Source organism: Candidatus Alkanophaga liquidiphilum, assembly GCF_053996935.1.
The window spans coordinates 1-23,810 of sequence record NZ_JBMXYC010000074.1 but is presented as its reverse complement, the minus strand read 5'-3'; the positions used below and the strand labels follow the sequence as shown (position 1 = coordinate 23,810).

General features: G+C 52.0%; 23 protein-coding genes and 1 pseudogene. 18 read left to right on the top strand and 6 right to left on the bottom strand.

Translation table 11 applies throughout. The annotated features are described in order from the left end of the window. The 4 genes from ACXJJA_RS09495 to ACXJJA_RS09480 all read left to right on the top strand — a co-directional run. The coding region (locus tag ACXJJA_RS09495; RefSeq protein WP_456487974.1) for an RNA-guided endonuclease InsQ/TnpB family protein at window positions 1-797 on the top strand (797 nt) is incomplete at its 5' end. A 109-nt stretch (window positions 798-906) separates the two neighbouring features. Next, entirely contained in the window at window positions 907-2,217 is a 1,311-nt protein-coding gene (locus tag ACXJJA_RS09490) for a glycosyltransferase 87 family protein (RefSeq protein WP_456487973.1), read from the top strand. Then, complete coding sequence (locus ACXJJA_RS09485) at window positions 2,214-2,939, top strand: CBS domain-containing protein (RefSeq protein WP_456487972.1); 726 nt, start codon at window positions 2,214-2,216, stop codon at window positions 2,937-2,939. Before ACXJJA_RS09490 ends, ACXJJA_RS09485 begins: the two co-directional genes overlap by 4 nt. Window positions 2,940-2,966: 27 nt before the next feature. Then, window positions 2,967-3,626, top strand: coding sequence for a flavodoxin family protein (locus ACXJJA_RS09480; protein ID WP_456487971.1), 660 nt, complete (start codon window positions 2,967-2,969; stop codon window positions 3,624-3,626). Between the two features lie 39 nt (window positions 3,627-3,665). Here the strand turns inward: ACXJJA_RS09480 and ACXJJA_RS09475 are convergent, their stop codons facing one another. Next, complete coding sequence (locus ACXJJA_RS09475) at window positions 3,666-4,313, bottom strand: Kae1-associated kinase Bud32 (protein WP_456487970.1); 648 nt, start codon at window positions 4,311-4,313, stop codon at window positions 3,666-3,668. Between the two features lie 205 nt (window positions 4,314-4,518). Between ACXJJA_RS09475 and ACXJJA_RS09470 the strand changes: the two genes are divergently transcribed. The 7 genes from ACXJJA_RS09470 to thiC all read left to right on the top strand — a co-directional run bounded on the left by ACXJJA_RS09470 (window position 4,519) and on the right by thiC (window position 12,107). Then, window positions 4,519-5,355 (top strand): PD-(D/E)XK nuclease family protein, encoded by an 837-nt coding sequence (locus ACXJJA_RS09470; RefSeq protein ID WP_456487969.1) that lies wholly within the window; start codon window positions 4,519-4,521, stop codon window positions 5,353-5,355. Between the two features lie 246 nt (window positions 5,356-5,601). After that, window positions 5,602-6,438 (top strand): tRNA pseudouridine(38-40) synthase TruA, encoded by an 837-nt coding sequence (gene truA / locus ACXJJA_RS09465; protein WP_456487968.1) that lies wholly within the window; start codon window positions 5,602-5,604, stop codon window positions 6,436-6,438. 2 nt (window positions 6,439-6,440) lie between these two features. Further along, a complete protein-coding gene (locus ACXJJA_RS09460) occupies window positions 6,441-7,652 on the top strand; it encodes a cysteine desulfurase family protein (protein ID WP_456487967.1) in 1,212 nt (403 codons plus the stop codon). Between the two features lie 358 nt (window positions 7,653-8,010). Further along, window positions 8,011-9,201, top strand: a complete 1,191-nt coding sequence (locus ACXJJA_RS09455) for a thiolase C-terminal domain-containing protein (RefSeq protein ID WP_456487966.1) — start codon at window positions 8,011-8,013, stop codon at window positions 9,199-9,201. A gap of 11 nt (window positions 9,202-9,212) precedes the next feature. After that, entirely contained in the window at window positions 9,213-9,671 is a 459-nt protein-coding gene (locus tag ACXJJA_RS09450) for a Zn-ribbon domain-containing OB-fold protein (RefSeq protein WP_456487965.1), read from the top strand. An 88-nt stretch (window positions 9,672-9,759) separates the two neighbouring features. Beyond that, window positions 9,760-10,548, top strand: a complete 789-nt coding sequence (locus ACXJJA_RS09445) for an enoyl-CoA hydratase/isomerase family protein (protein WP_456487964.1) — start codon at window positions 9,760-9,762, stop codon at window positions 10,546-10,548. A gap of 284 nt (window positions 10,549-10,832) precedes the next feature. Beyond that, the gene (gene thiC, locus ACXJJA_RS09440) at window positions 10,833-12,107 is read left to right on the top strand and encodes a phosphomethylpyrimidine synthase ThiC (protein WP_456487978.1); all 1,275 of its coding nucleotides are present in this window, start codon (window positions 10,833-10,835) and stop codon (window positions 12,105-12,107) included. Here the strand turns inward: thiC and ACXJJA_RS09435 are convergent. The 3 genes from ACXJJA_RS09435 to ACXJJA_RS09425 are packed head-to-tail and all read right to left on the bottom strand — an operon-like array spanning window position 12,104 to window position 14,239. Continuing rightward, a complete protein-coding gene (locus ACXJJA_RS09435; RefSeq protein ID WP_456487963.1) occupies window positions 12,104-12,811 on the bottom strand; it encodes a KaiC domain-containing protein in 708 nt (235 codons plus the stop codon). The genes thiC and ACXJJA_RS09435 overlap by 4 nt on opposite strands. A 34-nt stretch (window positions 12,812-12,845) precedes the next feature. Beyond that, a complete protein-coding gene (locus tag ACXJJA_RS09430; RefSeq protein WP_456487962.1) occupies window positions 12,846-13,691 on the bottom strand; it encodes an RAD55 family ATPase in 846 nt (281 codons plus the stop codon). Window positions 13,692-13,729: 38 nt separating this feature from the next. After that, the gene (locus tag ACXJJA_RS09425; protein ID WP_456487961.1) at window positions 13,730-14,239 is read right to left on the bottom strand and encodes a type IV pilin N-terminal domain-containing protein; all 510 of its coding nucleotides are present in this window, start codon (window positions 14,237-14,239) and stop codon (window positions 13,730-13,732) included. Between the two features lie 253 nt (window positions 14,240-14,492). Here ACXJJA_RS09425 and ACXJJA_RS09420 point away from each other — a divergent pair, with 253 nt between their 5' ends. The 4 genes from ACXJJA_RS09420 to ACXJJA_RS09405 are packed head-to-tail and all read left to right on the top strand — an operon-like array spanning window position 14,493 to window position 19,558. Continuing rightward, a complete protein-coding gene (locus ACXJJA_RS09420; protein ID WP_456487960.1) occupies window positions 14,493-15,917 on the top strand; it encodes a type II/IV secretion system ATPase subunit in 1,425 nt (474 codons plus the stop codon). Continuing rightward, window positions 15,901-17,778: a type II secretion system F family protein gene (locus tag ACXJJA_RS09415; RefSeq protein ID WP_456487959.1), complete on the top strand. Its 1,878-nt coding sequence runs from the start codon at window positions 15,901-15,903 to the stop codon at window positions 17,776-17,778. The genes ACXJJA_RS09420 and ACXJJA_RS09415 overlap by 17 nt, the downstream gene beginning before the upstream one ends. Before the next feature lie 5 nt (window positions 17,779-17,783). Then, window positions 17,784-19,115 (top strand): DUF7289 family protein, encoded by a 1,332-nt coding sequence (locus ACXJJA_RS09410; RefSeq protein WP_456487977.1) that lies wholly within the window; start codon window positions 17,784-17,786, stop codon window positions 19,113-19,115. Window positions 19,116-19,120: 5 nt separating this feature from the next. After that, window positions 19,121-19,558 carry a type IV pilin N-terminal domain-containing protein gene (locus tag ACXJJA_RS09405; RefSeq protein WP_456487958.1) on the top strand — a complete coding sequence of 146 codons (438 nt, stop codon included), beginning with the start codon at window positions 19,121-19,123 and terminating at the stop codon, window positions 19,556-19,558. A 123-nt stretch (window positions 19,559-19,681) separates the two neighbouring features. Here ACXJJA_RS09405 and ACXJJA_RS09400 read toward each other — a convergent pair whose 3' ends face one another. After that, a complete protein-coding gene (locus tag ACXJJA_RS09400) occupies window positions 19,682-19,975 on the bottom strand; it encodes a DNA adenine methylase (protein ID WP_456487976.1) in 294 nt (97 codons plus the stop codon). 73 nt (window positions 19,976-20,048) lie between these two features. Then, window positions 20,049-20,414 carry a hypothetical protein gene (locus ACXJJA_RS09395; RefSeq protein WP_456487957.1) on the bottom strand — a complete coding sequence of 122 codons (366 nt, stop codon included), beginning with the start codon at window positions 20,412-20,414 and terminating at the stop codon, window positions 20,049-20,051. A gap of 251 nt (window positions 20,415-20,665) precedes the next feature. On the opposite strand from ACXJJA_RS09395, the gene ACXJJA_RS09390 reads away from it, so the two are divergent. The 3 genes and pseudogenes from ACXJJA_RS09390 to ACXJJA_RS09380 form a co-directional block, all read left to right on the top strand. After that, window positions 20,666-21,925 carry a TRM11 family SAM-dependent methyltransferase gene (locus ACXJJA_RS09390; protein ID WP_456487975.1) on the top strand — a complete coding sequence of 420 codons (1,260 nt, stop codon included), beginning with the start codon at window positions 20,666-20,668 and terminating at the stop codon, window positions 21,923-21,925. A gap of 13 nt (window positions 21,926-21,938) precedes the next feature. After that, window positions 21,939-22,613 (top strand): annotated as a pseudogene (locus ACXJJA_RS09385) (type II restriction endonuclease). 229 nt (window positions 22,614-22,842) lie between these two features. Beyond that, on the top strand, window positions 22,843-23,810 hold a 968-nt coding region (locus ACXJJA_RS09380; protein WP_456487956.1), incomplete at its 3' end, for a zinc ribbon domain-containing protein.

Below are 23,810 nucleotides of genomic sequence, written 5' to 3'. Positions count from 1 at the left end.
AACCATTTAACTTCGAAGAATGGGAGATTTGTGGCTCTAAACTGATTAGAACAAAGAATGGAGAGTTCTACTTGCATGTGGTTGTTAAGAAGAAGGTTAAAATCAAGAGTGAATACTCATCCATCATAGCGATAGACATGGGAGCTCGTTGGGCTGGAGTGTCGGTGGCACTCCACCGCAGTAAGCCAAAGTTCTACGGTAAAAGAGTGAGGGAAGTTAGGGGAAAGTATTTCTGGCTTAGGAGAAAGCTTGGAATGGAGAAGAAGCTTAAAGCGATAAAGAAGATAGGGCACAAGGAAAGGAGAATCGTGAACGATGAACTCCACAAGATAGCGAAAGATATTGTTGATGAAGCTGAGAGGAACAATGCCATAATTGCAGTTGGTAGCTTGAACGGAGTTAGAAACAACAAGGGAAGGAAGGTGAACAGGAAGGTTAGCACAATGCCATTCTACCGCTTGAAGGAATACGTCAAGTACAAAGCCCTTGAGAGAGGGATTGCAGTGATAGAAGTTCCAGAGTTCAACACGTCGAAACAATGTTCAAGGTGTGGTTCAATGAATACAAAAAGACGGGGTGTTTTCATCTGCAAGGACTGCGGCTACCAGATTAATGCCGATGTAAATGGAGCTAAAAATATAATGAAACGAGCCATGGGCTACATGCTCACGGTAGGGGCTGCGGTGACCCAGCCCGACGGGGAGCGCAGGTTCGTCCTGCACACTCCCCTACCTCTTAAGCTTCACGGTGGAAGCCCCGACTCGGGGAGGAGGTCACTCGACGAAGAAGCTGCTTGAGGGGCTGAACATGCTGAAGGCAAACGTTGGCATCGGGATTAAGGGCGTTTGGAAAGGCTTCGGGCTGGAAGAGTAGCGGGCGGCGTGTGTGTGCATTCGGTGCGTGCTTATGCGTTTGCGGCTTTCCGTTGGCAAAGGCGGCTTGCGTTTTTTGATGCCGATTTTGGCGTGCTCTTTTGCGTTGAGGCTGTTTCTCTTCCCGCTCGATGGCTACTATATCGATATGAACGACTTCAAGATCTGGTTTCATGTCGCCGCTGAGCACCCGTTTTCGTTCTACGAGCGGACGTGGAGCGATTATCCTCCGTTTAACGTCTACGTTTTCTGGCTTTTCGGGAGCATCGCCGCCGCTTTGAACCTCTGGGGCTTGCCACACTTTGTGGTGAAGTTGCCCGCGAACATTTTCGACGTTGCGACTGCCGCCCTGATATTTGCGATGTTGCGGCGTTCCTCCGACGACGAACGGCTTGCTGTATTTGCGACTGCTGCCTATGCCTTTAACCCAGCAATTATTTTTGAGGCTGCGGTTTGGGGGCAGATGGATGCAATTTACACGTTCTTTGCTGTACTTTCGTTTTTTTTGGTGCTAAAGGGACGGCTTGAGCTCTCAGCGGCGAGCTTTGCTGTTGCAGTCCTCACGAAGCCGCAAAGCGTGGTCGCACTGCCGCCGCTGCTTATTTACGTTGCGAGACGCTTTTTCAGCGTGGCTCGAAGGCGGAAGTTTGTGTTGCGGCTGACACTTTCGGCGTTTGTTTTTGTTGCAGTATGTCTCTTGCTAGTCGTGCCGTTCGTGCCGCCGCACGGCAGCGGACGTCTCGCAGATCGCCTCGCAAACGTCCCTGAGTTTCTCAACGAGATTTACACGGAGGGCTACGAGTGCTACCCCTACACCTCAATAAACGCTTACAACATCTGGGCACTCTTCCTCGGGGGCTTTTGGAGGCCCGATGGTCAGAAGTTCCTGTGGCTCTCCTACAGGACTTACGGCGTTCTGATGTTCTGCATGCTTGTAGTCATTGTGCTTTTCTCGCTCTGGCGTCGACTTCCGAAGGATGAGGACGAAAAGCTTGCAGAAGTTGAAATTCTTGCATTTTCGACGTTTCTCATGTTTTTCTCATTTTTTATGACGATGACGAGGATGCATGAGCGGTATTTGTTCCCGGCGTTCGCGTTCCTTGCGCTCGCACTGTGGCGACGGGCGTCATGGGCGATTTATGCTGGGCTGACCGTTACTTTCTTTTTCAACTTATGTTATGTGCTGCGTGTTTTGAATGCGAAGAGCTTCATCCCTGACGGCGACCCCTCGCTCTTGATAATTCCGCTTCTGAATATTCTGCTTCTATTTTTCTCATTCCTTACGTTCGTGTGGCGTTCCGAGCCGCAGCTTTTTATAAAAGCTTCGAAAATAGGCGAACAATGAAGGTAAAGGACATCATGAGCAAGTCCGTCGTGACCGTCGGAGCGGATGCGAGCGCCGAAGCGGCGGCACGACTGATGCGAGATAGAAACGTGGGGAGTTTGGTGGTCATAGAGAAGGGCATGCCCGTCGGTATCGTAACGGAACGTGACTTAATAACAAAGGCTCTTGCTGAAAACAAGAAGCCAAGCGATGTTATTTTGAGGAATATCATGTCAGCTCCGCTTATTACCATAGATGCAGAGAAGTCCGTGAGCGAAGCTATCGAACTTATGAAAGAGAAAGGCGTGAGACGACTCCCCGTGCTCGAAGGCGGGAGGCAACTCGTCGGTATCGTCACGGTGAGAGAGCCCTTTGTGCGAAGGTTTTACCCCGAGAGGGCATGCGTGAGTGCGCCCTTACTTGAGGAGGTTGAGGATTTGCTCCTGACGGCGGAGCGTCTTCTTGGAAGGGTCGGCGAGGCGTTAAGCAGAGGAGCGCCACCAGATGAGTATTACAGGGAATATCTGGACGTCATCAGGGAAGCATACCGGGAGATGAAGGGACTTGTGGTAAGATATGACGACGATGAGGAGTTTTACAAGATTTTTAGGGGCGTCCGTGGGCTTTACGTGGAGAGCGAGCTTGGCGATTTCAAACTTAAGCGGGAGAGAGAAATATTGCGCAGAATTTTGGAGGATTTGAGGAAACTAATAACGAGGCGGCGGGCTGGGGAGGATTCATGAGCTGCGAATGGAACAAAAGGTGATAGCATGAAGGTTTTGGGCATTTGTGGAAGCCCTGTGAAGGGCGGAAATGTGGAGAATGTTTTGAGGACGGCGTTGGAAGCAGCGAGCGAAGAAGGCGCCGAAACGGAACTTGTGACGCTTGCAGGTAGGGAGATAAAAGGTTGCAAGCACTGCAACTGGTGTCTGCTCAAGCAGACCGCCGAGAAGTTCTGCTCGCAAGATGATGATATGAGAGAAATCTTCCCGAAGCTTGTGGCAGCCGATGCTTTAATTGTGGCGACGCCCGTATATTTCGCACGAATTTCAGGGCAGCTCGCAAACTTCATGGATAGAACTCGTGTGTTAGTTTTCGGCAAGGCTTATCGGCGGTGCATGAAGGATAAGGTCGGCGGCGCAATCGCCGTCGGCTGGCTGCGGCATGGTGGCATCGAAACCTCGCTCCTTAGCATTGGTTACTGGATGCTTGCGCTTGAGATGATACCGGTGAGCGTCCACGACACCGGAAACCTCTTTGGCGCTGGCGTTGTCTCCAGCTTGCACGGCGTCGGGAAATTTGACCCTGAAGATAGACTCCTTGCTTTAAAAGACGACTTCGGGCTGCGGGGCGCAAAAGCCGTGGCGAAGAGAGTCGTGGAGCTGACTAAAATCGTGAGGGCGGGCAAGGAGGCTTTAGGGCAGGATTAACGCTAAGCAGCAACCACAGCTCAAAGCATGGTGGTTAGGTCACGTTTGGGTCAAACGTCGTTCCACGAACCGCCCGCGTGTCTCTATTTCCCTCGCCCTTTTCAGCACCTCCTCGGCTTTTGGGAATGTCCTCTTGTATCCTCTTGCGAAAGCCTCTGAGAGCGTCTCGTGGTGTTCGTGCGTGCCGACGAGCGTCTGGAAGAAGACGTGGACGTCCACGCCACGAGCTTCGACGCTTCGTTCGTAGAACGCAAGCCCGAAGTCTATGAGGTAAAGCCTGCCATCATCGCTGAGAATCATGTTTGAGGTGGTAAGGTCGCCATGGACGATGCCGGCGTCGTGCAGCTTTCCGACCGTTTCGCCTATTCTTTCGCAGAGCTTGATGCGCTCCGGCAGCGGAAGCCGCTCCAAGACGTCCCTGACGACCTCGCCACGAACTCGTTCCATCGTAATTCTGAACTCAACGTCGTCAACGTCGAGGATTATCGGGGTAGGGACGCCTGCTTTCCGTGCGTCGGCGATGATTTTGGCTTCCATCCTCGTCCGCTCACGGCGGAGCCGCTCATCCAACTCTTTTATGCGGTAGCCTTTCGAGATGCGGGTTTTGAAGACTCTGTCGCTTCGAATCTCGACGACGGCTTCGGCACAACGCCTCAGCCCCGGGAGCTGTGCGGTGTCGGAGGTCATTTTCCTCAGGGTTGTTCAGTTTACTTAAGGTGTTTTTTGAGTTGAGGCAAGATTATTAATTAACGCAATGAGGAGAACGGGCTTGACAACGGCTTCACACAATACCAGTTGAGGCAAGATTATTAATTAACGCAATGCCAACTACCTTTGAGTAAAAGGGCTGTATGCGTACTGGACTGCGTGCCCCATGCAAGGAGGGGGACACATGACAATAGTACCCGCGTCATCCATTGCGCGTCAGTTTTGGTGCGAGATGCAAGTGGACCTTAGACGTAAGTATGGTGATGTTAGGACTCCAGAAATGAAGAGGGGTAGTGAGATTCATGAGAGTCTGCTCCTCGAAATTAGTGAAGTAATACCTGTGAGGGTCGAAACACCTGCAGATAAATTACATGTTATCGTCCATAACATCATAGTAGGGACAGAACAATATAAAAGAAAGGGAATAACTCGTGAACTCCCTGTCCTTTTTAAATTTGATCATGTATTTATTCTAGGCTTTATTGATGAAATAGCAAAAACGGAGAATGGAGGTATATACCTGACTCAAGTAGTAGAAACAAAGACGCGAATGACTAAGAGACATCCCTCTCCCTCACAGGTGTATTGTGACAAGATGCAAGGAATGATATACTGGTATGGATTGAGTTCAATGATAAGTAGAGGCATAAGCATAGAAGAAGTCTGCTCTGCTTTTGAAATTGACCCTAACAGGATATCTATAAGCGAGGAATACGCTATGAGCTTAGGAATTCCCAGTGCATTTCTTGAAGGTACATTTATTATGGATATCAAAACTGCACTCAAAGAGATTGCTAAATTGCCCAAGCTATCAAACAAGATAAAGTTGAAGTATATTTACCAGGGAACAGGCGAAGAAATTTACAGGGAGGAATATGAATTTAACCATAAGCTATTCGATCAAAAAATGAAATGGGCATTGGATTATTGGCTTGGAAGAAGAGATGCAGTTCCTGTGAGGAAAAATAGGTGGAAGTGCAAGTTTTGTAGTTATAAGAATGTATGCCCGGCTGTTAGATGAAAAGTCATTGGCGTTGCCATTCACCGTTAATTTAAGGCTAAATCACTAGTTGTGCAGTCGATCATCAAAATCTATTCCGATTGAATTTTTGCTTGCCATTCTTCTAAATGCATCCTTTTCCTTTTTTGTCTCCTAGTAAATAGGCATTTGTCGACTCGTAGTCATGAGGCTCTTTTTGCTTTTCTATGTGCTTTATTAAAAAATTGTTAAAGCCTTATAAGGTTCCCTCCACTAGAGGTTTGAGAGATGCGAATTGCATTAAAGCTCGCATATATCGGCACGAAGTATCATGGCTCCCAGACACAACCCGGCGTCCCGACGATTGAGGATGAGCTGTTCAGGGCGCTCAAAAGGCTGAACTTGTTCGAGGACAGACGAGCCGCTCGATATTCGGCGGCGGGACGCACCGACAGGGGCGTGCACGCGCTCTCACAGGTCGTCGCTTTCGACTTGCGGCGGGAGCTTTCCGAGGCGGAGCTCAAGATGCTTCCGAGGATGATAACAAGCATGTTGCCCGACGATATTTGGGTGCTAGCCGCCGCCGAAGTTCCCAACGACTTTAACGCCCGTAGGGATGCAACGCTCCGCCGCTACAAGTATTTTTTACTGAACGAGGGATTTGATGTAGAGAGGATGCAGGAGGCGGCGGAAGTCTTTTTGGGCAGACACGATTTCCGGAATTTTACGGTGAAGCCACAGGGCAACACTGTGCGTGAGGTCAAGAAAATAGAGATACACGAGCAAGGGCGCTTTTTGGTTATAGACATCGCTGCAAACGCCTTCGTGCACGGGATGATTCGAAAAATAGCGAGTGCGTTGAAGCGGGTGGGCTGGGGGAAGTGCGACGTTATGTGGCTGGAGAGACTTTTGCGGCTCGAAATCGAGGACAAAATAGAGTTGGCGCCGCCATTTGCGCTCGTGTTATGGGAAGTGCATTACGACAAGCACGCTTTGAGCTTCGAGCACGACGAATACGTGTGCGAGCGGGCGACGGCGTGGCTGAGTGAGGAAATTTTAAGACACTTAACGCTCTCAGGGGTTTTTGAGGAGTTTAGGCGCGAGTTTCTAGGAGAAGAGGGGTGAAAATGCAAGCTCTTAAACTGGAAATGAAGGAAAAGATGCCAGTCCGCCGAATTTACATGGACTATGCAGCGACGACGCCTGTTGCTCCTGAAGTTTTGGAGGAAATGCTTCCTTATTTCTCAGAGAGGTTCGGGAACGCTTCGAGCATCCACAGTTTCGGCAGAGAGGCTCGGCACGCCCTCGAAGATGCAAGAGAGAAAATAGCAAAAGGAATAAACGCCGACGCTTCGGAAATTTTTTTCACGTCCGGTGGCACGGAGTCCAACAACCTCGTGATTAAAGGCGCAGCTCTCGCCGCAAAGAAGCATGACAGCACAAAACGCCACATCATAACGAGCAGAATTGAACATCATGCGGTGCTCAGCCCCTGCGAGAACCTTGAGGCTTTGGGCTTCGAGGTCACCTACCTGCCGGTGGACGAATACGGGCTCGTGCGTTCCGAGGAACTTGAGGAAGCGATTCGTGGGGACACTTGCCTCATCTCAATAATGCACGCAAACAACGAGATTGGAACCATCGAGCCGATTGCGGAGCTTGCGGAGATTGCGGCGGAGCATGGCGTGCCCTTCCATACCGACGCCGTTCAAAGCGTCGGGAAAATTGAGGTTGACGTCCGCAAGCTGGGCGTGGACTTTTTATCTATCTCCTCGCATAAAATTTACGGACCAAAAGGCATCGGCGCCCTTTACGTCCGCAGGGACGCCTTTGATAAAATAGAGGCGATAATGCACGGTGGCGGGCACGAGCGGGGGCTGCGCTCCGGCACCGAGAACGTGGCTGCAGCGGTCGGCTTTGGGAAAGCGGTGGAGCTTGCCATTTATGGGCTGGAGGCTGAGAAGGAGAGGCTCACAAGGCTCAGGGACATGCTAATAAAAGGCATTTTCGAAATCGAAGACACAAGGCTCAACGGGCATCCGACGAAAAGGCTGCCAAACAACGCAAACTTCTGCTTCGCACGGCTCGACGGCGAAGCTTTGGTCATGCGGCTCGACGCTGCAGGCATCGCAGCCTCGACGGCGTCGGCATGTTCCTCGCATGACCCTGAGCGGCGGGAAATCTCGCATGTAATTCTGGCGATCGGCGTGCCACCCGAAATCGCAAGAGGCTCGCTCCGCCTCACCCTCGGAAGATACACTACGGACGACGATGTCGAATACGTGCTTGAAGTCCTGCCCGACGTGGTTGCGGACCTGCGGCGGATCTCGGCGTTGTAGTCATGAAGGTCGCAACGACCGTTATTAGCAAGTCTCCTCCATTAAACGATGTTCGTAGCACACCACGGGCAGTTACAGGTCTTGCAGTTGCCCCGCTATGCTTCCAGCGAGCTTCTAAACACCGCTTTGCGCCGCTGCGTCACTCTTGCCGCACGAGTTACCCAGTATAGTCTTTGATGCGTTTTTGCATTTACAAAATTTCGTCGCTAAAGCTATGTTTTTTGGAGATTCTCATAGCTTCAAGAAGACTTTTTATTATGCACTGGAGTTTTGCCACCTTTCTTTCCTTGGCACTCCTCTGCACAGAAATGAAAAATTATATAAGGTCTCTTTGTGGAAACCAAAGCAAGGTGGAAAAATGAGAGATGTTGCAGTAATCGGCGTTGGGCACACGAAATTTGGTAAATCCGAAAAGGGCAACATAGAACTCTTCGCAGAGGCAGCGATACAAGCGATGGAGGAGGCAGGCGTCGGCAAAGGCGACATCGAAGCCTTGTTCGTGGGCAACTGCCTCGGTGGCATGGCGGAGGGCGTTGCGAACATCGCTCCGTTCCTTGCGTGGGAGCTTAACTTAGGTACGATTCCGGCGACGAGGTTCGAGGGCGCCTGCGCTTCTGCGACTGTGGCGTTCAGAGACGCCTACATGTGGGTCGCCTCCGGCGCCTACGACATGGTCCTCGCCGGCGGCACCGAACGCACGCTCGTCATGGGCACGCCATTCGCAACGAGGACGTTCGCAATGGGCAGCGACCGCTTCGAAAGCCAGACCGGACTGACGTTCCCTGGCGTCTTTGCGATGGCAGCCGTGCTCTACTCAAAGGTCCATGGCATTCCACTTGACAAGTTGAGAGAGAAGATGGCGCATGTCTCAATCAAGAACCACAAGCACGGCGCAATAAACCCGAAGGCGCAGTTCTACAAGAAATATGGCAATTTAAAGGTCGAAGACGTGCTGAATTCGCCGATGATAGCGTATCCGCTGACGCTGCTCGACTGCTGTCCGTTCTCCGATGGAGGGACTGCCGCAATCCTCTGTTCAGCGGACATCGCACGCAAGTTCACCGACGAGCCGATATACGTGCTCGGCACAGGGCAAGCTTCAGGAGGGCCGCTCGGCAGGCAAGAAGATTACACGAAGTTCCCTGCTCGTGTAGCGTCAGCGAGGATGGCGTTCAAGCAAGCGGGGCTTAGCCCGAAGGACATTCAGGTGCTCGAAGCGCACGACTGCTTTACGATTGCGGAGATAATCCTGCTGGAGTGCTGCGGCTTCTTCGACTGGGGCACGGCAGCGGACGCTACCGAGGAAGGGCAGACGGACATCGGCGGCGTCATCCCGACCAATCCTTCCGGTGGGCTACTCGGCAAGGGGCATCCGGTCGGCGCCACCGGCGTCTCGCAAATCTACGCCATCGTGGAGCAGCTGCTCGGCAAAGCCGTCAAGGGTAACCAGGTAGACCCCGTTCCCGAAATCGGCATGACTGACAACCTCGGCGGCGACGGCGCAACCCTTGCACACTTAATCCTCGGAAGGTCGAGAAGAAAGAAATAGTGTAGGAGGGAATGGAAATGGCAGGCATAGAAATCGAAGAAGCTGAGAAGGAATTAATGGAGGCCCCGAAATATCCGCTAACGATGGACGAATACAAAAAGACGCTCAAGGAGGGCAAGCTGCTTGGGCTGAGGTGCGGGGCATGTGGTGAAGTCACGTGCCCACCGATGATGGTCTGCCAGAGATGTGGCAGCAAGGAGCTTGAGAAGATTGAAATGAGCGGGAAGGGCGAGCTAATGACGCTTACGGTCATCAACGTGCCGCCCGAGGGCTTTGAGGGGCCCTACATAGTCTGTTTGGTGAAGACCGCCGAAGGACCTTGGATTCCCGCAAGGCTCGACTACGACATCTCGAAGCTTACACCTGAAGTCCTCGGCAAGACCGTAGAGCTCAAAGAGGGGATGACGCTGCCCGGTGACAAATATTCGGCTGGCGAGCGGGTCGTTCCGGTCTTTAAAGTCGTAGAGTAAACAAAACATTTTTTTTCTTTTTGGTCCAGCATGAAGTTTCAGGAGATATTTTTAAGAAAGGCAAGGAAAAAAGGAGTGGGGTGGAAAAATGACTGAGCACTACGAACTGATAATATATGAGAAGAAAGACGGTGTCGCTACAATTACGTTGAACCGCCCGAAGGTGCTGAACGCCCTGAACTCTTCCATCCTCAAGGAAATCTGGGACGCCCTGCAGGACGCCGAAGCCGACGAGAGCGTGCGCGTCATCGTCATCACGGGCGCCGGCGACAAGGCGTTCTCAGCAGGCGCCGACATTCCGGAGCTGCTGGAGAAGAGTCCTTTTGAGGCAAGGACTTACTCGATATGGCTGAAGGATATCCTGCGCTACATGGAACGGCTGCAAAAGCCGATAATTGCAAAGATTAACGGCTTTTGCTTGGGTGGCGGCTTGGAGCTTGCGATGGCGTGCGACTTCCGCATCGCCTCAACGAACTCCCGCTTCGGACAACCTGAAGTCAACCTCGGCATTATTCCGGGAGCTGGCGGCACGCAACGCCTCACAAGACTCATCGGACGGACGAAATCGATGGAGCTTAATATGACTGGCGAGCATTACACCGCTGAAGAAATGTATCAATTCGGACTTCTGAACAAAGTAGTGCCGCCGGAGGAGCTCGATAACGCCACGAACAAGCTCATTAAGTCGCTCATGGCGAAGAGCGCCGCGACGCTCGGCATCATTAAGCTCGCAGTTAACAAAGGCATCGAGATGCCGCTCGAAGAAGCCCTCTTCTACGAGGCTGAGTGCTTCGGCATCGCCCGCTCGCTCGAAGACGCCGTCGAGGGGCTTAAGGCGTTCCTCGAGAAGAGAAGACCGGAATTCAAAGGAAAATAGATTCTTTTTTTCCTTTTTACCTTTAGGTTTTGAAATTAGCGGTAGATTACAACATTTTAACGTTCAAGTGACCTCACATGCGGCGTTGTGAAAATCGCCCGAGATGAGAGGAGGCAGTTTCGGATTCATTAAAATTTTAACGAGTGCGAAGGCTGACACCGAGCATGACGGGGCGGCGGTGGGAGTGCGCCCTAGCAAAATAATCAAGGTAGTTTCGCACCACCTACGCCAAAGTGGCATGCGCAAGTGCCTTTTTAAGGGGCGTCGAAATTATTTTGAGAGTGATGAGAGTGGACGTTGACGATAAAGAGATAAAGGCGGTTTCTGCAGAGGAGAGTGTGCCGCCGGAGAAACTGCTAAGGCTGCTTCGCTCTGGAAGAGTCGTTATCATGCGAAATTACCAGCGTGAGATCAGCCCGAAGGCGGTGGGAGAATGCGTGAGCACGAAGGTAAACGTGAACGTCGGCACGTCTAAGGATTACGTGAGCGTCGAAGAGGAGCTGGAGAAGGCGAGGGTCGCCGTGAACTACGGAGCGGACACCATAATGGACTTATCTACGGGCGGCGACCTCGACGAAACACGACGACAGCTCTTAAAAGAGCTGAGCGTGCCCATAGGCACCGTCCCGATATACCAAGCGGCGTTAGAAGGTGAAAAACGCCCCGTCGTGGAAATGACCGAGGATGACATTTTCAACGCCATCATAAAACACGCAAAGGACGGCGTGGACTTCGTCACGATACATGCTGGCGTGAATCTTAATTCCTTAGAGCGGCTGCGCCGTAGCCGCCGTATCCTCGACGTAGTGAGCCGTGGTGGCTCTTTCCTCGTCGCGTGGATGATTCATAATGAGAAGGAAAACCCCCTTTACAAAAATTACGATTACCTGCTGGAAATCGCCAAAGACTACAACCTGACTTTGAGTTTAGGCGACGGCTTACGACCAGGCTGCATCTCTGACGCTTCTGACCGTGCGAAGTTCACTGAGGTCATTCTACTCGGCGAGCTCGTTGAGAGAGCTCGGACGGCAGGCGTCCAAGTCATTGTCGAGGGTCCGGGACACGTCCCGCTCGACGAGATCGAGGCGGGCGTCAAGGTCATGAAGAGCGTTACCGACCACGCCCCGCTTTATCTCCTCGGTCCGCTTGTCACTGACATCGCCCCGGGCTACGACCATATTGTCGGTGCGATCGGCGGGAGCGTCGCCGGGATGTTCGGAGCAGACTTTCTCTGTATGGTCTCGCCGTCAGAACACTTAGCGCTTCCGACCATCGAGGACGTAAAAGAAGGGACCATCGTCACGAAAATCGCGGCGCACGTCGCCGACCTCGTCAAAAACGGGCAGCGGGAACGTGCAAGGAAGTTTGACGACGAAATGGCGCTCGCAAGGCGTAATCTTGATTTGGAGTCGCAGTTTAAACTCGCAATCGATAGCGAGAAAGCCCGTAGCATCAGAAAAAACCGCCCGTCGCAGAGCGATGCTTGCTCAATCTGCGGCGAGCTTTGCGCCATTAAAATCGTGAAGGAGGCACTTAGGAAAAGAGGGCATGAGCCTTAAAATACCTCAGTGCCTGTATGCACCTTTATGCCTTCAGAAGTTATGTCGTAGGGTTTTATCTCTCTGGAATGCCACGTGTTCCGCATCTTCACAATTTCTATGGCGAGCGTCGTCGGGGTCATGGCATCAGAACGGATGTAACGCAGGAGGATGACGCCGTCCACCGCATACTCCACAAGCCCGTATTTTGAGACCATCGGGTTATCTTTGTCCGCCTCCGCAGTCAGCACGGCTGTCACGCCCAGCTCTTTCAGCGTTGCGCAGAACCTAAAGAGCGCAGATCGTCGAGCGGCGTCGTCATCGAAAAGCATCTCGAAAAGCGTTATCGAATCAACAACCAGCCTCTGCGCACCAAAAGCCGTTATAAGGGCTGGCAACTCGCTTTCAATCCTTTCTATTGATGCTTTGAAGCTCGTGGGGCTTAGCTTCACCACCATGAAACTCTCTCTTAAATACTTTTCAAGGTTCAACCCGTAGTTTTTCCCGCTTAGCACAAGCTCCCGCTCACCGCTTTCGAAACTTATGAAAATGCACTTCTCGTTATTCACCAAGCCTGCGTGCGTGAACTGTAGGGCGAAAGTCGTTTTCCCGGTGCCATACGCGCCGAGGACGCAAACTATGTGCCTTTTAGGAATGCCCCCGCCAAGCATTTCGTCGAGTCCTTCGATGCCTGTGCTCAGCCGCTGCATATCACGCTTCGCCACCACATAACGCAACCAAATCCACGAACCGCCCAAACTACCTGCCGAGAACTTCTTTAATCTTACTTATCTCGAAGCCGCTCCTGCTCGTTATTTTGACTTCGAAGTTTGCGACGCCCTCGCTTTCGAGCTTCGGCATCAGCCCCCGGAGCTTGCGCACGTGCATTTCTCTTCGGCGTTGCGTCGTTCCAAATGCTTCCCATTTGAACACGAAAACGGCGTCAGCGCAGTCAGAAATCGCTTCCTCGCCACTCTTTTTAAGAACGTCCTTTGTGAGCAACCCGTAGAGCAGACGGGCGCCCTCGCCGAGCTTTAAGGCTCGCTGCACGCCTCGCAGAAATGCTAGCAAATCTTCCCATTTTATCCCATCGGGGCACATCGCAAGTGCCGTCAGCGAGTCGAAAATTATGAGGCATCGCTCCGTAACCTCGCTCAGCGCATCCGCAAGCGCCTCCAACAAGCTCCTTTCGCCTGCCATCAACCTTTCCACATCCTCTATCGAGAACTCTCTCGACAGCCACGAATACGGCACTATGGACTTCCTGAAATACTCCCTCGAAAAATCCATGAACCGCATGTTTTTTTCTAAAAATGCGCTATTTGCGATAGAAAACGACATATTAAGCTCGTTGAGAACGTCCTCCGCTGCCCTTGTCAACGACATGTAATATATCTTCTCAGGAAGCTGAAGCTCCGCACCGCCGCCAGCCGCAAGCTCTGGACTCTCGATGAGCTGCGAAAGCATCAAAGCGGAAGTGTAAGCGAACTCCTGATGCCCAGCTCCGTCTTCGCCGAGAAGCAGCACGAAGGCGCCTGCTGGCAACCCGCCGCCCAGAACGGTGTCTAACGATAAAATTCCAGTCGGAATGAGTTTCTCTCCCATAAACACCCCTCTAAAAATAGGGGAAAGGGCAAGCAAGCTTAAGCGGTCGCCTCCAGCGACGCTATCAACTGTCCCGTATCCTTATCTATTATCCTGACGTAGACCGTGTCGCCGGACTCGAAATCGCAACCATTGTCGTCGGAGAGGTCACGTAGAGCGGGAGTGGCACCATTGAGCTTTATCCAACCATGGTCGAGGTCGAGCTCCAGTTGATCGCCAGCTTCAAACCACGTGACGGCGTCGTCGGCAGGGTCCCACTCACGCCTCGTGTCCCCCTCGCCCCACGCTACGACCTTTGCTTTGTTCAGGTTTATCCTGTCACCACCCTGATGTTCCACGTATATCCGCTCGTTGGCTTCGTCAACGTTCGTGATTGCCATAGAAGCCTGTGGTGCCGCTTCTGGCTTCTTCATGCCGAGGACGAAAACGCCGATGGTCGCCGCCATGATGACTGTAATCACCAGCAGTATGAGGACGCCAACGACAGGCGAGACTGCCTGCTTGCCCCCGATCGTCTTTCCAATTTTTTCTACTTTATTTACAATCATCGTTAAGAACTGTGGGATAATCCCATAATAACAGTATCTGATGTTTAAAACATTGTTAGAATTAGTTGAAAAAAAGTTTTCAAAGACACATAAAAAAATATTTTCGTGTCGCCTAACGCTTATTGTGGCACTGAAGCTCCCTTTTAGAAAAAAGCAACTCCCTGAAGCCACCGTTGGTAGTATTAATAATGGTGAGCATGTTACATCCCACCCTCCTCTTCCCGAGTGTTACATAGAGGTGGAGAGGTATTGTGTGGAGAAACCGTTTGCGGAGGTCCGCATCTTTTATAGTGGCGACGAGTATTTTTACGTCGTCGAGGAGCCGGCATTGAGCCGGCTAGAGCGGGCATTGCTTGAGCGTATAGATGAGGATTTACGGGATGTCCTGATAACTGAGGATATTGAAGGCGATAAGGAAGATGCACTGCGTGAGAAGGTGAAGGAATTCTTGCGCAGTTATAAAGTGCCGCTCGGCGACGCCGCCTTCCAGCGCATCTTCTATTACATAAAAAGGGACTACCTCGGCTTCGGGAAGATAAATGCGTTAATGCGAGACCCCAACATCGAAGACATTTCATGCAACGGCGCCGGAATCCCGGTCTTCATTTATCATCGGAAATATGAGAACGTGAAGACGAACATAGTGTTTGACGAGGAGGAGTTGGACGTTTTCGTGATGCGGCTGGCGCAGCGTGGCGGTCGCCACCTCTCCTTTGGCAAGCCGATGGTGCAGGCGACGCTCCCCGGCGGCTCTCGGCTGCAGGCGACGCTCGGGCGTGAAATTTCGCCTCGTGGCAGTTCATTCGTCATAAGGAAGTTCAGAGAGATACCTTTTACCCCGGTGGACCTCATGAGATTCAAGACGTTCTCGGCGGACATGCTGGCGTATCTCTGGCTCGCCATCGAGAACCGGCGCAGCATGCTCGTCTGCGGCGGCACCGCTTCCGGGAAAACTTCGACGCTGAATGCCCTTTCGCTTTTCATCCCGTCGAACTCCAAAATCGTAACGATTGAAGATACGAGAGAGTTGACGCTGTATCACGAGAACTGGATTGCAGGACTCACGAGGGAGAGCGCCGCCGCTGACGGGCGTGGCGAGATTACGATGTTCGACCTGTTGAAGGCAGCGTTGCGGCAGCGTCCGGAATGCATCATCGTCGGCGAGATTCGGGGAGAGGAGGCATTAACGCTGTTTCAAGCGATGAGCACCGGACATACCGCTTACTCAACGATGCACGCCGGCGACGTCCAAGAGGCGGTGAGCCGCCTCGAAAACGAGCCGATAAACGTGCCGGGCGTCATGCTCCAAGCGCTTGACGTCATGCTCGTGCAGGGCTTCGCCATCATCGAGGGACGTAGAGTGCGACGCTGCAAGAGCATAGTGGAGTTCGTCGGGCTCGACCCGAGAACGAACAACATTAGGATAAACGAGACATACCGCTGGGTCCCAGCAAAGGATGAGTTCGAGCAGGTAGCGCCGTCAAAAGTCCTTGAGGGGATTGCAGAGGAGCGAGGTTGGAGCCCCTTGGAGCTGAACAAGGAGCTATTGAACAGGAAAAAGATTCTTGAATACATGCTCAGGGAGGACATTTCTGATTACCGTGGAATAGCGAAGCTCGTGCGGGCTTACCACACGAATCCTGAGGAGGTGCTGTCGAGAGTTGAAGCTAAGGCTTGAATTTGCTTTTTTGAGGCGGCGGGACGAAGCCGAAATCGTGGAGCGGCTGCGCAGGAGCAAAAGGAAAAGCAGCGACTACTATCAACTTCTAAAAAGCCTGCGCATGGCAAGAATTGGAAAAACTGTAGATGAATACGTCAAGCTTGCCCTGCTCAGCGCTGTCGCCGCCGGCGCCGCCGGTGCGGCGCTCGGCGTGCTGCTCTCAGACATTGTCACCGATATCCTCGGGCTCTTCGGCGTCTTCCTCGCAATATTCTTCTTCACGATACTCTTCTCGTTCTTGACATACGTTTTAATTCTTGGCTACCCGTCGTTCGTTGCGAACATACGACGCTCGAAGATAGATGTGGCGCTGCCGCACGCCGTCGCTTTCATGTATGCATTAAGTCTCGGCGGGCTAAGCCTCGTCCGTATCTTCGAGGCGCTCGGTGAGCATGAAGGCATTTACGGTGAGGTTTCTAAGGAGGCGAGAGCGCTCGTCCGCAACGTGAATTACTTCGGCAGCGACATCACAACGGCGCTTAAAAATCTAGCTGAGATAACGCCGTCTGAAAAATTCAAAGATTTTCTTGAGGGCCTGCGCTCAGTGGTCGGGAGCGGCGGCGACCTTTCAGAGTTTCTGCTAATGAAAACGAAGCAGTATCAGGAGGGGGCGGTGCGTGACCAGAAAATCTTTTTGAACACGCTCGGCTTGCTCTCAGAAGTCTACGTCACGGGGCTTGTCGCCGGCGTCCTCTTCATGATTATAATTTTGGTGATGTTGGAGATGATGACGCCCGGCTACCTCACGTTCGTCTACGCCGTCGTGTATCTCGGGCTGCCACTTGGCACCGCGATGTTCGTTACGCTGCTCAGAACCCTCGCTTTCAAAACAGAAACTCCCGTCGGGGAAATTCTCGAGGAGGCAGCGAAAGATAGACTCATGAGTGTGCCGCTGCGACAAGATGGTGGGGAGTACGACGCCCATATTGCGGAAGCTTTGAGGAAATACAAGCTGAGAAAGAAATTAGCAGTGCTCAAAAGACCTATAAGCCACTTGTTTGAAAACCCGCGGCACGTCTTTTTCGTGAGCGTGCCCGCGAGCATTATTTACGCACTTTTATGCATGTGGACATCCTCAGCGCCGCTTATTGACTTTTTAAACGCCCAGATAGTGTATATATTGCTCATAGCGCTCGTGCCATTTTCCGTCTTTTACGAAATACGGCAGAGGTGGAGGAAAAAAGTGGAGGATGCTATGCCTGACTTTTTAAGAGGGATAGAAAGCACGACCGAGGTAGGGATTTCGCTTGCGGACTCAGTGAAAATATTGTCAAAGCAGAACGTCGGCGTGCTGACCGAGGAAGTTAAGAAAATGCGGCGTGACTTGGAGTGGGGCGCCCTGATTTCAGAGGCGTTTTCGAGGTTTGAGCGGCGGCTGCGGTTGCCTTCCGTCTCGAGAGTCGCAACGCTGGTGCGGCGGGCGAGCGAGGCGACTGGTGACGTCAGCAGCGTGATGGGTGTCGCCGCTGACGACGCTGAAATGTCAAAGCGGCTGCGGAAAGAGCGCCTCGTGGACACGCTCACATATCTTGCAATCATCTACATCGCGTTGGGCGTCTTCCTGTTCGTCCTTTACATCTTGACTAAAACATTTTTGCCGATGATTCCGACGGAAGAGGTCTCGGCGGGCGGGCTCTCGTTCTTCGCAAGCACGAACGCCTCGAAGCTCCAAATGCTGTTCATGCATGCCGCTCTGATACAAGCGTTATGTTCGGGCTTCGTCGCCGGCGAACTCGCGGAGAACGACATGCAGGCGGGTGTTAAGCATGCTATCATTATGATATTAATCGCGTATGTCGTGTTTACGATGCTCTCGTGATATTTATGAAGCTTAGGAGGAAAACAAGGCGGTCGAAAGGGGTTGCGAGCGTCGTAGCAGCCCTGATGCTCCTTGCGGTCATCGTGGCTTTCTTCGGGATGCTGTCGGTGCATTACGTCCCTGCGAAGGGCGCCGACGAAGAGGCTTCTCACATGCGAGCGGTCTTCGAGCAGCTTGCGGAGCTGAAGAGCGGCGCAGACGCTCTCATGGCGTCGAAAAACTTAGAAGCCACGAGAGGCGTCTCGATACCGTTGGGCACTGAGCAGAAATCGTTGTTCGGCGGCTTAATGCCGAGCTTGAACCCCACAGCAGCGAGCGGCACGCTCCGCATACGCAGCGACGACGGCATGATGACCGTGAGTGCGGATGCGAAGCTCGTTGACGAGACCTCGGAAAGCGGCACGCTCGGGACGCAACTTGAGGAGATCGCGAGCAACGTGCTGGCGGTGCGAGCCTTCACTCTGACGCTCAGAGGTGTTGAAAGCGGCGACTTCGTGGAAATTGAGGCGGTCGGGGAGGGCGGCGCCGCCCGTATTTGCATCAACGGCACGCCCGCCGTCGTGTTCTTCGGTATAGTACTCTCGACGGACATCACCGTAACCGTTTGGAACGGCAGCATGAAAATCATAGATTCGCTGCCCGTCTACAGAGATGTGAGCGGCGGTGAGCCCTATGAAATAGACTTGTTAAGTTCGGCGTACGGCTTTAAGCAGATACTTGACGGAATGCGCAACTTCACCATTTTGGCAAAAGCAAAGGGCGTCGCTGCAGAATGCGAGCTGAGTTATTCCTATGTGGAGAGCGTGAATGGAGTCTTAGTAAACACGAGCCTTGGTAGCTTGGAATTTTCCTCGCATAACAACTACTGGATAAACCAGATGCTCATATACCAAAGCGGCGGGCTTTTCGTAAAACAAAAAGAGCGAGCAACCTATAGGCTGACGCCTCCCGTTGCCGTTGAGAAAGTTTGTGGGGTTTGGCATGTGGACGTAGGCGTCGTGAAGATAATCGGAACAGCAATGACGGCAGGCAGCGGTGGCGAAGAAGTCCGCATTAAGCTCGTGGATGTGGAAGACGTGCCCCTACTTGATGCAGAAGGCAACGCAAAATGGGTGAATATTACTGTAACCTCAAGCATTCCTGACGCTTGGTATCAGTTTTTTGAGCGGCTCGCCTCACAAGTCACCGCCGCTGGAGGGAATTCCAAAGCGGAATGGCGTGGCGGCAATGCAGTCTCGTTAACGATCTGGGGCAACAACGCTGATGCCTTCGACGTGCGGCTTAACCTCACAACTTACGAGCTACGTACACATCTTAGCTCTCTGTGGGAGGGCTGAGCGGAGTGTCAAGAGCAAGGTTGGCGTTTGAGCGATTTATGAGGATAAAACGGAGGAGAAAAGGAATAACAGAGGTAGTAAGCACGCTCATACTCTTGACTGTTACAGTGCTTGCGATTTCGGTGGTTGCGATATTCGTCTTTTCGCAGCCGACACCCGAAAAGACGCCGCATGTCGAAATTTACGCTATAAATGCGACGGATGGCATTTACCTGCGGCACGCCGGCGGCGACCCTCTCAAAAAAGCTGACATCAAAATCCTCGTGGACGGCGTTGACAAAACCGCTGATTTCTATAAGGGAAACATCTCTAACCCGCAAGCCTCGAAAAACTGGACGGTTTGGCGTGTTGGGGAAATGCTTTTCCTTAATGACACCGGAAAGAAGGTGAAGGTAATATACAAGTCAAACGTCGTCGTGGCTGTGGGCGTCTTAAAAGAATAACACCGGCACCGCCCACGCCGCCCCCCCTCCCCACGCCGACGTACATAAAATTGAGTGGAAGAACTATGAGGTTGCCTACGTCATCGTGGACGGAATTTGGCGTGTAAACACGACGGCGGAGAGCTACACCGCCACGAACCTCCTGCCGAACACCGAACACACCATTTCCACGAAGACCGTCAGGAAGGACGGACTAATAAACTCTTGCCACCTGTACTTAATGACCTTGGAGAAGTTCACGAGCTCGCTGTTGATGTCGTTGCCGCTGATGTCGTTGTGAACTTCAGCATCAGAGAGGGCTTTGCGAAGAGCAAGCACCCACGCCGCGCCGCCGAAGACCTCGACGTAGCAGCGGTGCGGCGGCATCATCGCCACTATCAGCCTGCGCAGACGTCTCTTGCCGCCTTGCCAGCATATCGGCGAATTAATGGCTTTCGTGCCATCGCTCTCACCGTTCCTCTCCCAAACGTCCTCCCAGACGATGCGGATCTCATGGGGCGACTCGAGCCTGCGGCGGTCCGCATAGACACTCTGAAGAAGTCCAAGAGCGCACGGAAGTGGCGGTACAGGAGCTTTGAGTCCTTCTTTGCGGCGGCGCCGAGCTCCTCGAGGACGCCATCCTCGTTGCGGGCGTAGAGTGCGTGATCCGCCGCCGCAGCTCGTCTGAGAACCTCTTTAGAGCGCACTCGCCACCTTCAGCCAGCGGTTGAAACGGGCACGGGTAGATAGAGCACGAGGGGGCGCAGCGCCTGCGGGCGTTGAGAGTCACCGCTAACCGCTTCCTCTCGGAGGTCTTCGAGCCGCCAAGCTTGCCCGCAAGCCTCGAATTTTCCTTTACGATGTTCTCACGAGGCATTTTTCGGAAAATTAAAAAAGGAGCCTTCTCCGCCCCGTTTTTGCGAAGAGGGGCTTAAAGCCTCAAGAACCTCAACTGGTACCTTTATGGGATGGGGCTTCCGGAATGGGCACGCGCTGGACGGGATCAGCGACGCTCGGCTGCACCACGTTTACTTTGCTGCGAGTGGGCGCACTTTCGGAACTACTGTCTACAGAGCGGTGATTAAACCACCTGAGATTAAAAGTGGTGAAATGTAGTGAAATCTCTATATAATACTTTGCCAAAACGACCTCAGAGGACCTAATTCAAAGGACATGAGTGAAGATTGGAGATTTGCCGGTGTAGACACACGGTATTTAACTCATGGGCTTCACCCTTACCCAGCTAGGATGATCCCGCAGATCGCCAGAAAACTCATAGAGCGTTATTCTGAGCAAAAAGACACTATTCTTGATCCATTTTGCGGATCTGGTAGCGTCCTCGTAGAGAGTATGTTACTCGGCAGAAACAGCATAGGAATAGACATAAATCCTTTGGCACTCATTATTGCTAAGGCAAAAACGACGCCTTTGGAACCATCAGAGCTTGAAAGACTTTGGCTGGGATTTCAGGGGGCGATAGAAGAGGACGTTTGTGGGTTGAGGTTTAATCGGTTCGAAGTCGAAATCCCAAAAATCCCAAATCTTGAACACTGGTTCAAGCCTCAGATCGCAAGGGAGCTGGCAGTGATAAAACAACACTTAGATGCTCTTAAGAGGGAAAAAGCTTACTTTTTCTTTGCCACCTGCTTTAGCCTGACCGTTCGTAAAGTCTCGAATCTCAAGCCCGGGGAGTTCAAGATTGTGAGGATGCCAACGGAAAAACTCAAGAAGCACAACCCAAACGTCCTTCAGACCTTCATTGAGCACGTTGAGGAGCGCATTCCTAAGATGGTTAAATTTTACAGGGCTTTCGATAAAAACGTTTTCTGTGAAGTTCTGCTGGGGGACACTAGAAAGTTGCCTCTTAAGAGGGGAGTCGACCTCGTGGTCACGTCCCCTCCATACGGAGACAGCAGAACGACGGTTGCATATGGGCAGTTCTCGAAATACCCAGCGCTCTGGCTCGGATCGAGTGGGGTCACGGGGGTTGATAAAGCCTCCCTCGGAGGACGCCCTACAGACAGTGAAGAGCTTCCCTCGGAAACGTTAAAACAGACCTTGGAGGAAATCAAGAAGAAGAGTAAAGAGCGTTACAACGATGTCCTCTGGTTCTTCTCAGACCTTTTCAGGTGTCTTGAGCAGCTTCGTAGGGTTTTGAGCGGCTGTTGCTGCTTCGTCGTAGGTAACAGGACGGTTAAAAGGGTGCAAGTTCCAACCGACCAGATAATTGTGGAACTCGGAGAAGCTCTAGGTTTTAAGTTCGAAATGCTCATCAGGAGGGAGATCCCGTCGAAAAGGCTGCCTTGGCAGAATGCCCCGGAGAACGTTCCAGGAGAAAAAGGAAAGACCATAGCCAGAGAGAGCATGGTGGTGCTGAGGTCGAAGTGATAAGGTGTTTAAAATGGTCGAGAATCCTAGACCACAATGGCTTGAGGAGATCCCGTCGGTCCTAGAGATTCTAGAGGGGGCGAAAGGCGAGCTTGGGTTCGAAGAGCTTGTAGGGAAAGTTAAACCTTCAGAGCTTGCGAGGATGCTAGAAAGAAAGTGCCACGAGATCTACAGGCGGTATGAAGAGAAGGTTAGGGAGAGATGGAAAGGTGAAGTGGACCCGGCAAAGCTTGAGCAGTCCTTACAACAGTCCAGAATGTCAAGAGCTGGTAAAACTACCGAGGAGATTTTTAAACTCCTGATAAACAGCCTTGGCATCGAGTATGAAAGAAATGCAAGGAAAAGGCAAATTGGCGGGGAAAAGCCCGACTTCCTGATTTCCTGATAGGAAACGTTCGACAAGGACCCTTCCAAAGCTGTGATACTGTCTGTTAAGCGGAAAGTTAGGGAGCGATGGAGAGAGGTCGTAGGCGAAGCTTACATTTTGAGAAAAATCCACAGGATTCCCGATAACGTATGGTTCGCCACCTTAGAGTGCGACATCGACGACTACGTGGTAGATACCATGACCAAACTGGACATAAGGGTGTGTATCCCTGATGACTGCTACGAACAGTTTAAGCGGTTCCAGAAGGCGTATCCTTTGTCACAACTGTTCGAAGACTTGCTTAAATTCGGTAAACGATAAAACGGCTAAACTATTCGACGCCTTTGAGAGGGAAGATGTGCCCGAGGAGGATGAACGCATCTCAAGACTCGTCCCAAAGGTGATACCCACGATCACCGCCATAGTGAGGTTAAGGGCGTGGGAATACCCGGACGAGTTCCTTACTTCCTGAAGGAACACCACAAAGAGGTAAATGAAATGACACGATTGTTGTTAATGTCACTTGCAGAGCTATATGAATGCAAGGGTGGTGAAGTTGGGTAGCAAGCGATCCGGGAGGGCTTGGAGAGATTTAAGAGAACACAGCACCATAGAAGAAGAAAGGACATGGAATCCCAAATATTGGCGCTGGTTTGAGCGGGAGGAGCTTGCTCCTCCTAAGGTTGAGGGAAAAGAGTGTCCACATTGCGGTAAGCTTTTGGATCCCAAGTGGAAGATGTGCCCATATTGTGGACACAGGGCGGAAAAAGCAAAAAAGTTTATGCGGGCTGCGAGATGCGGCTCGAATCCTACTTTAAGTGGAATCGTTATAGAGGTGAAGGAACACGAATCAAAGGTAGTCCTAGAATTCTCAGAAGATCTAGCTGGGCGAGCGGTATACCTTGGAGAGCAGGCCCTAAACGTAGGGAAGGATGGGAAAATCCGGATTAAAAAGTCCAGTTTGATGGGAAAGGATATTTTAAGGGCTCTTTCAGAGAGCAAAAAACCTGTCTTGGTTGGCAAGGAAGTTGTATTCCGATCTAACTCGGTTGAACCCAGTTCAAGCGAGACCTCGTGCGGAGACGCTAAGCGTTATCGGGCAGTTTGTTACATTTGTGGGCATGAAATACGCACTCAGACGGAAAAGCAAGCGGATGAGGCTTTGAGAAGACATTTTCGCTTGAAGCATGGTGTAGTGGTACCGGAGAAGATAGTGGACGGCAAAATAGAGCCAATATCCTCCCAGACAAGAAAGCGAGCGGAAGCGGTGTCGGCGGAGGTAGAAAGAGCGGTTGAAGCCCTGAAGAATTTTTTAAGGCGTAGCGCTGCGATGCCTGAGGAGGCGATGGAGCGTTCTAATGATCGTAGTGTGAGCGTATGCCCATTCCTGTGCTCAGCGATGCTTATGTGTACAGCAGAGGTGGGGAAGCCGTTTAACGAAAGCGGACTTGCTAGTGAGTATTGTTTTTCAGAGCATGATAAATGCGATGCATATCGAACCCAAACTGCAGTAAACTC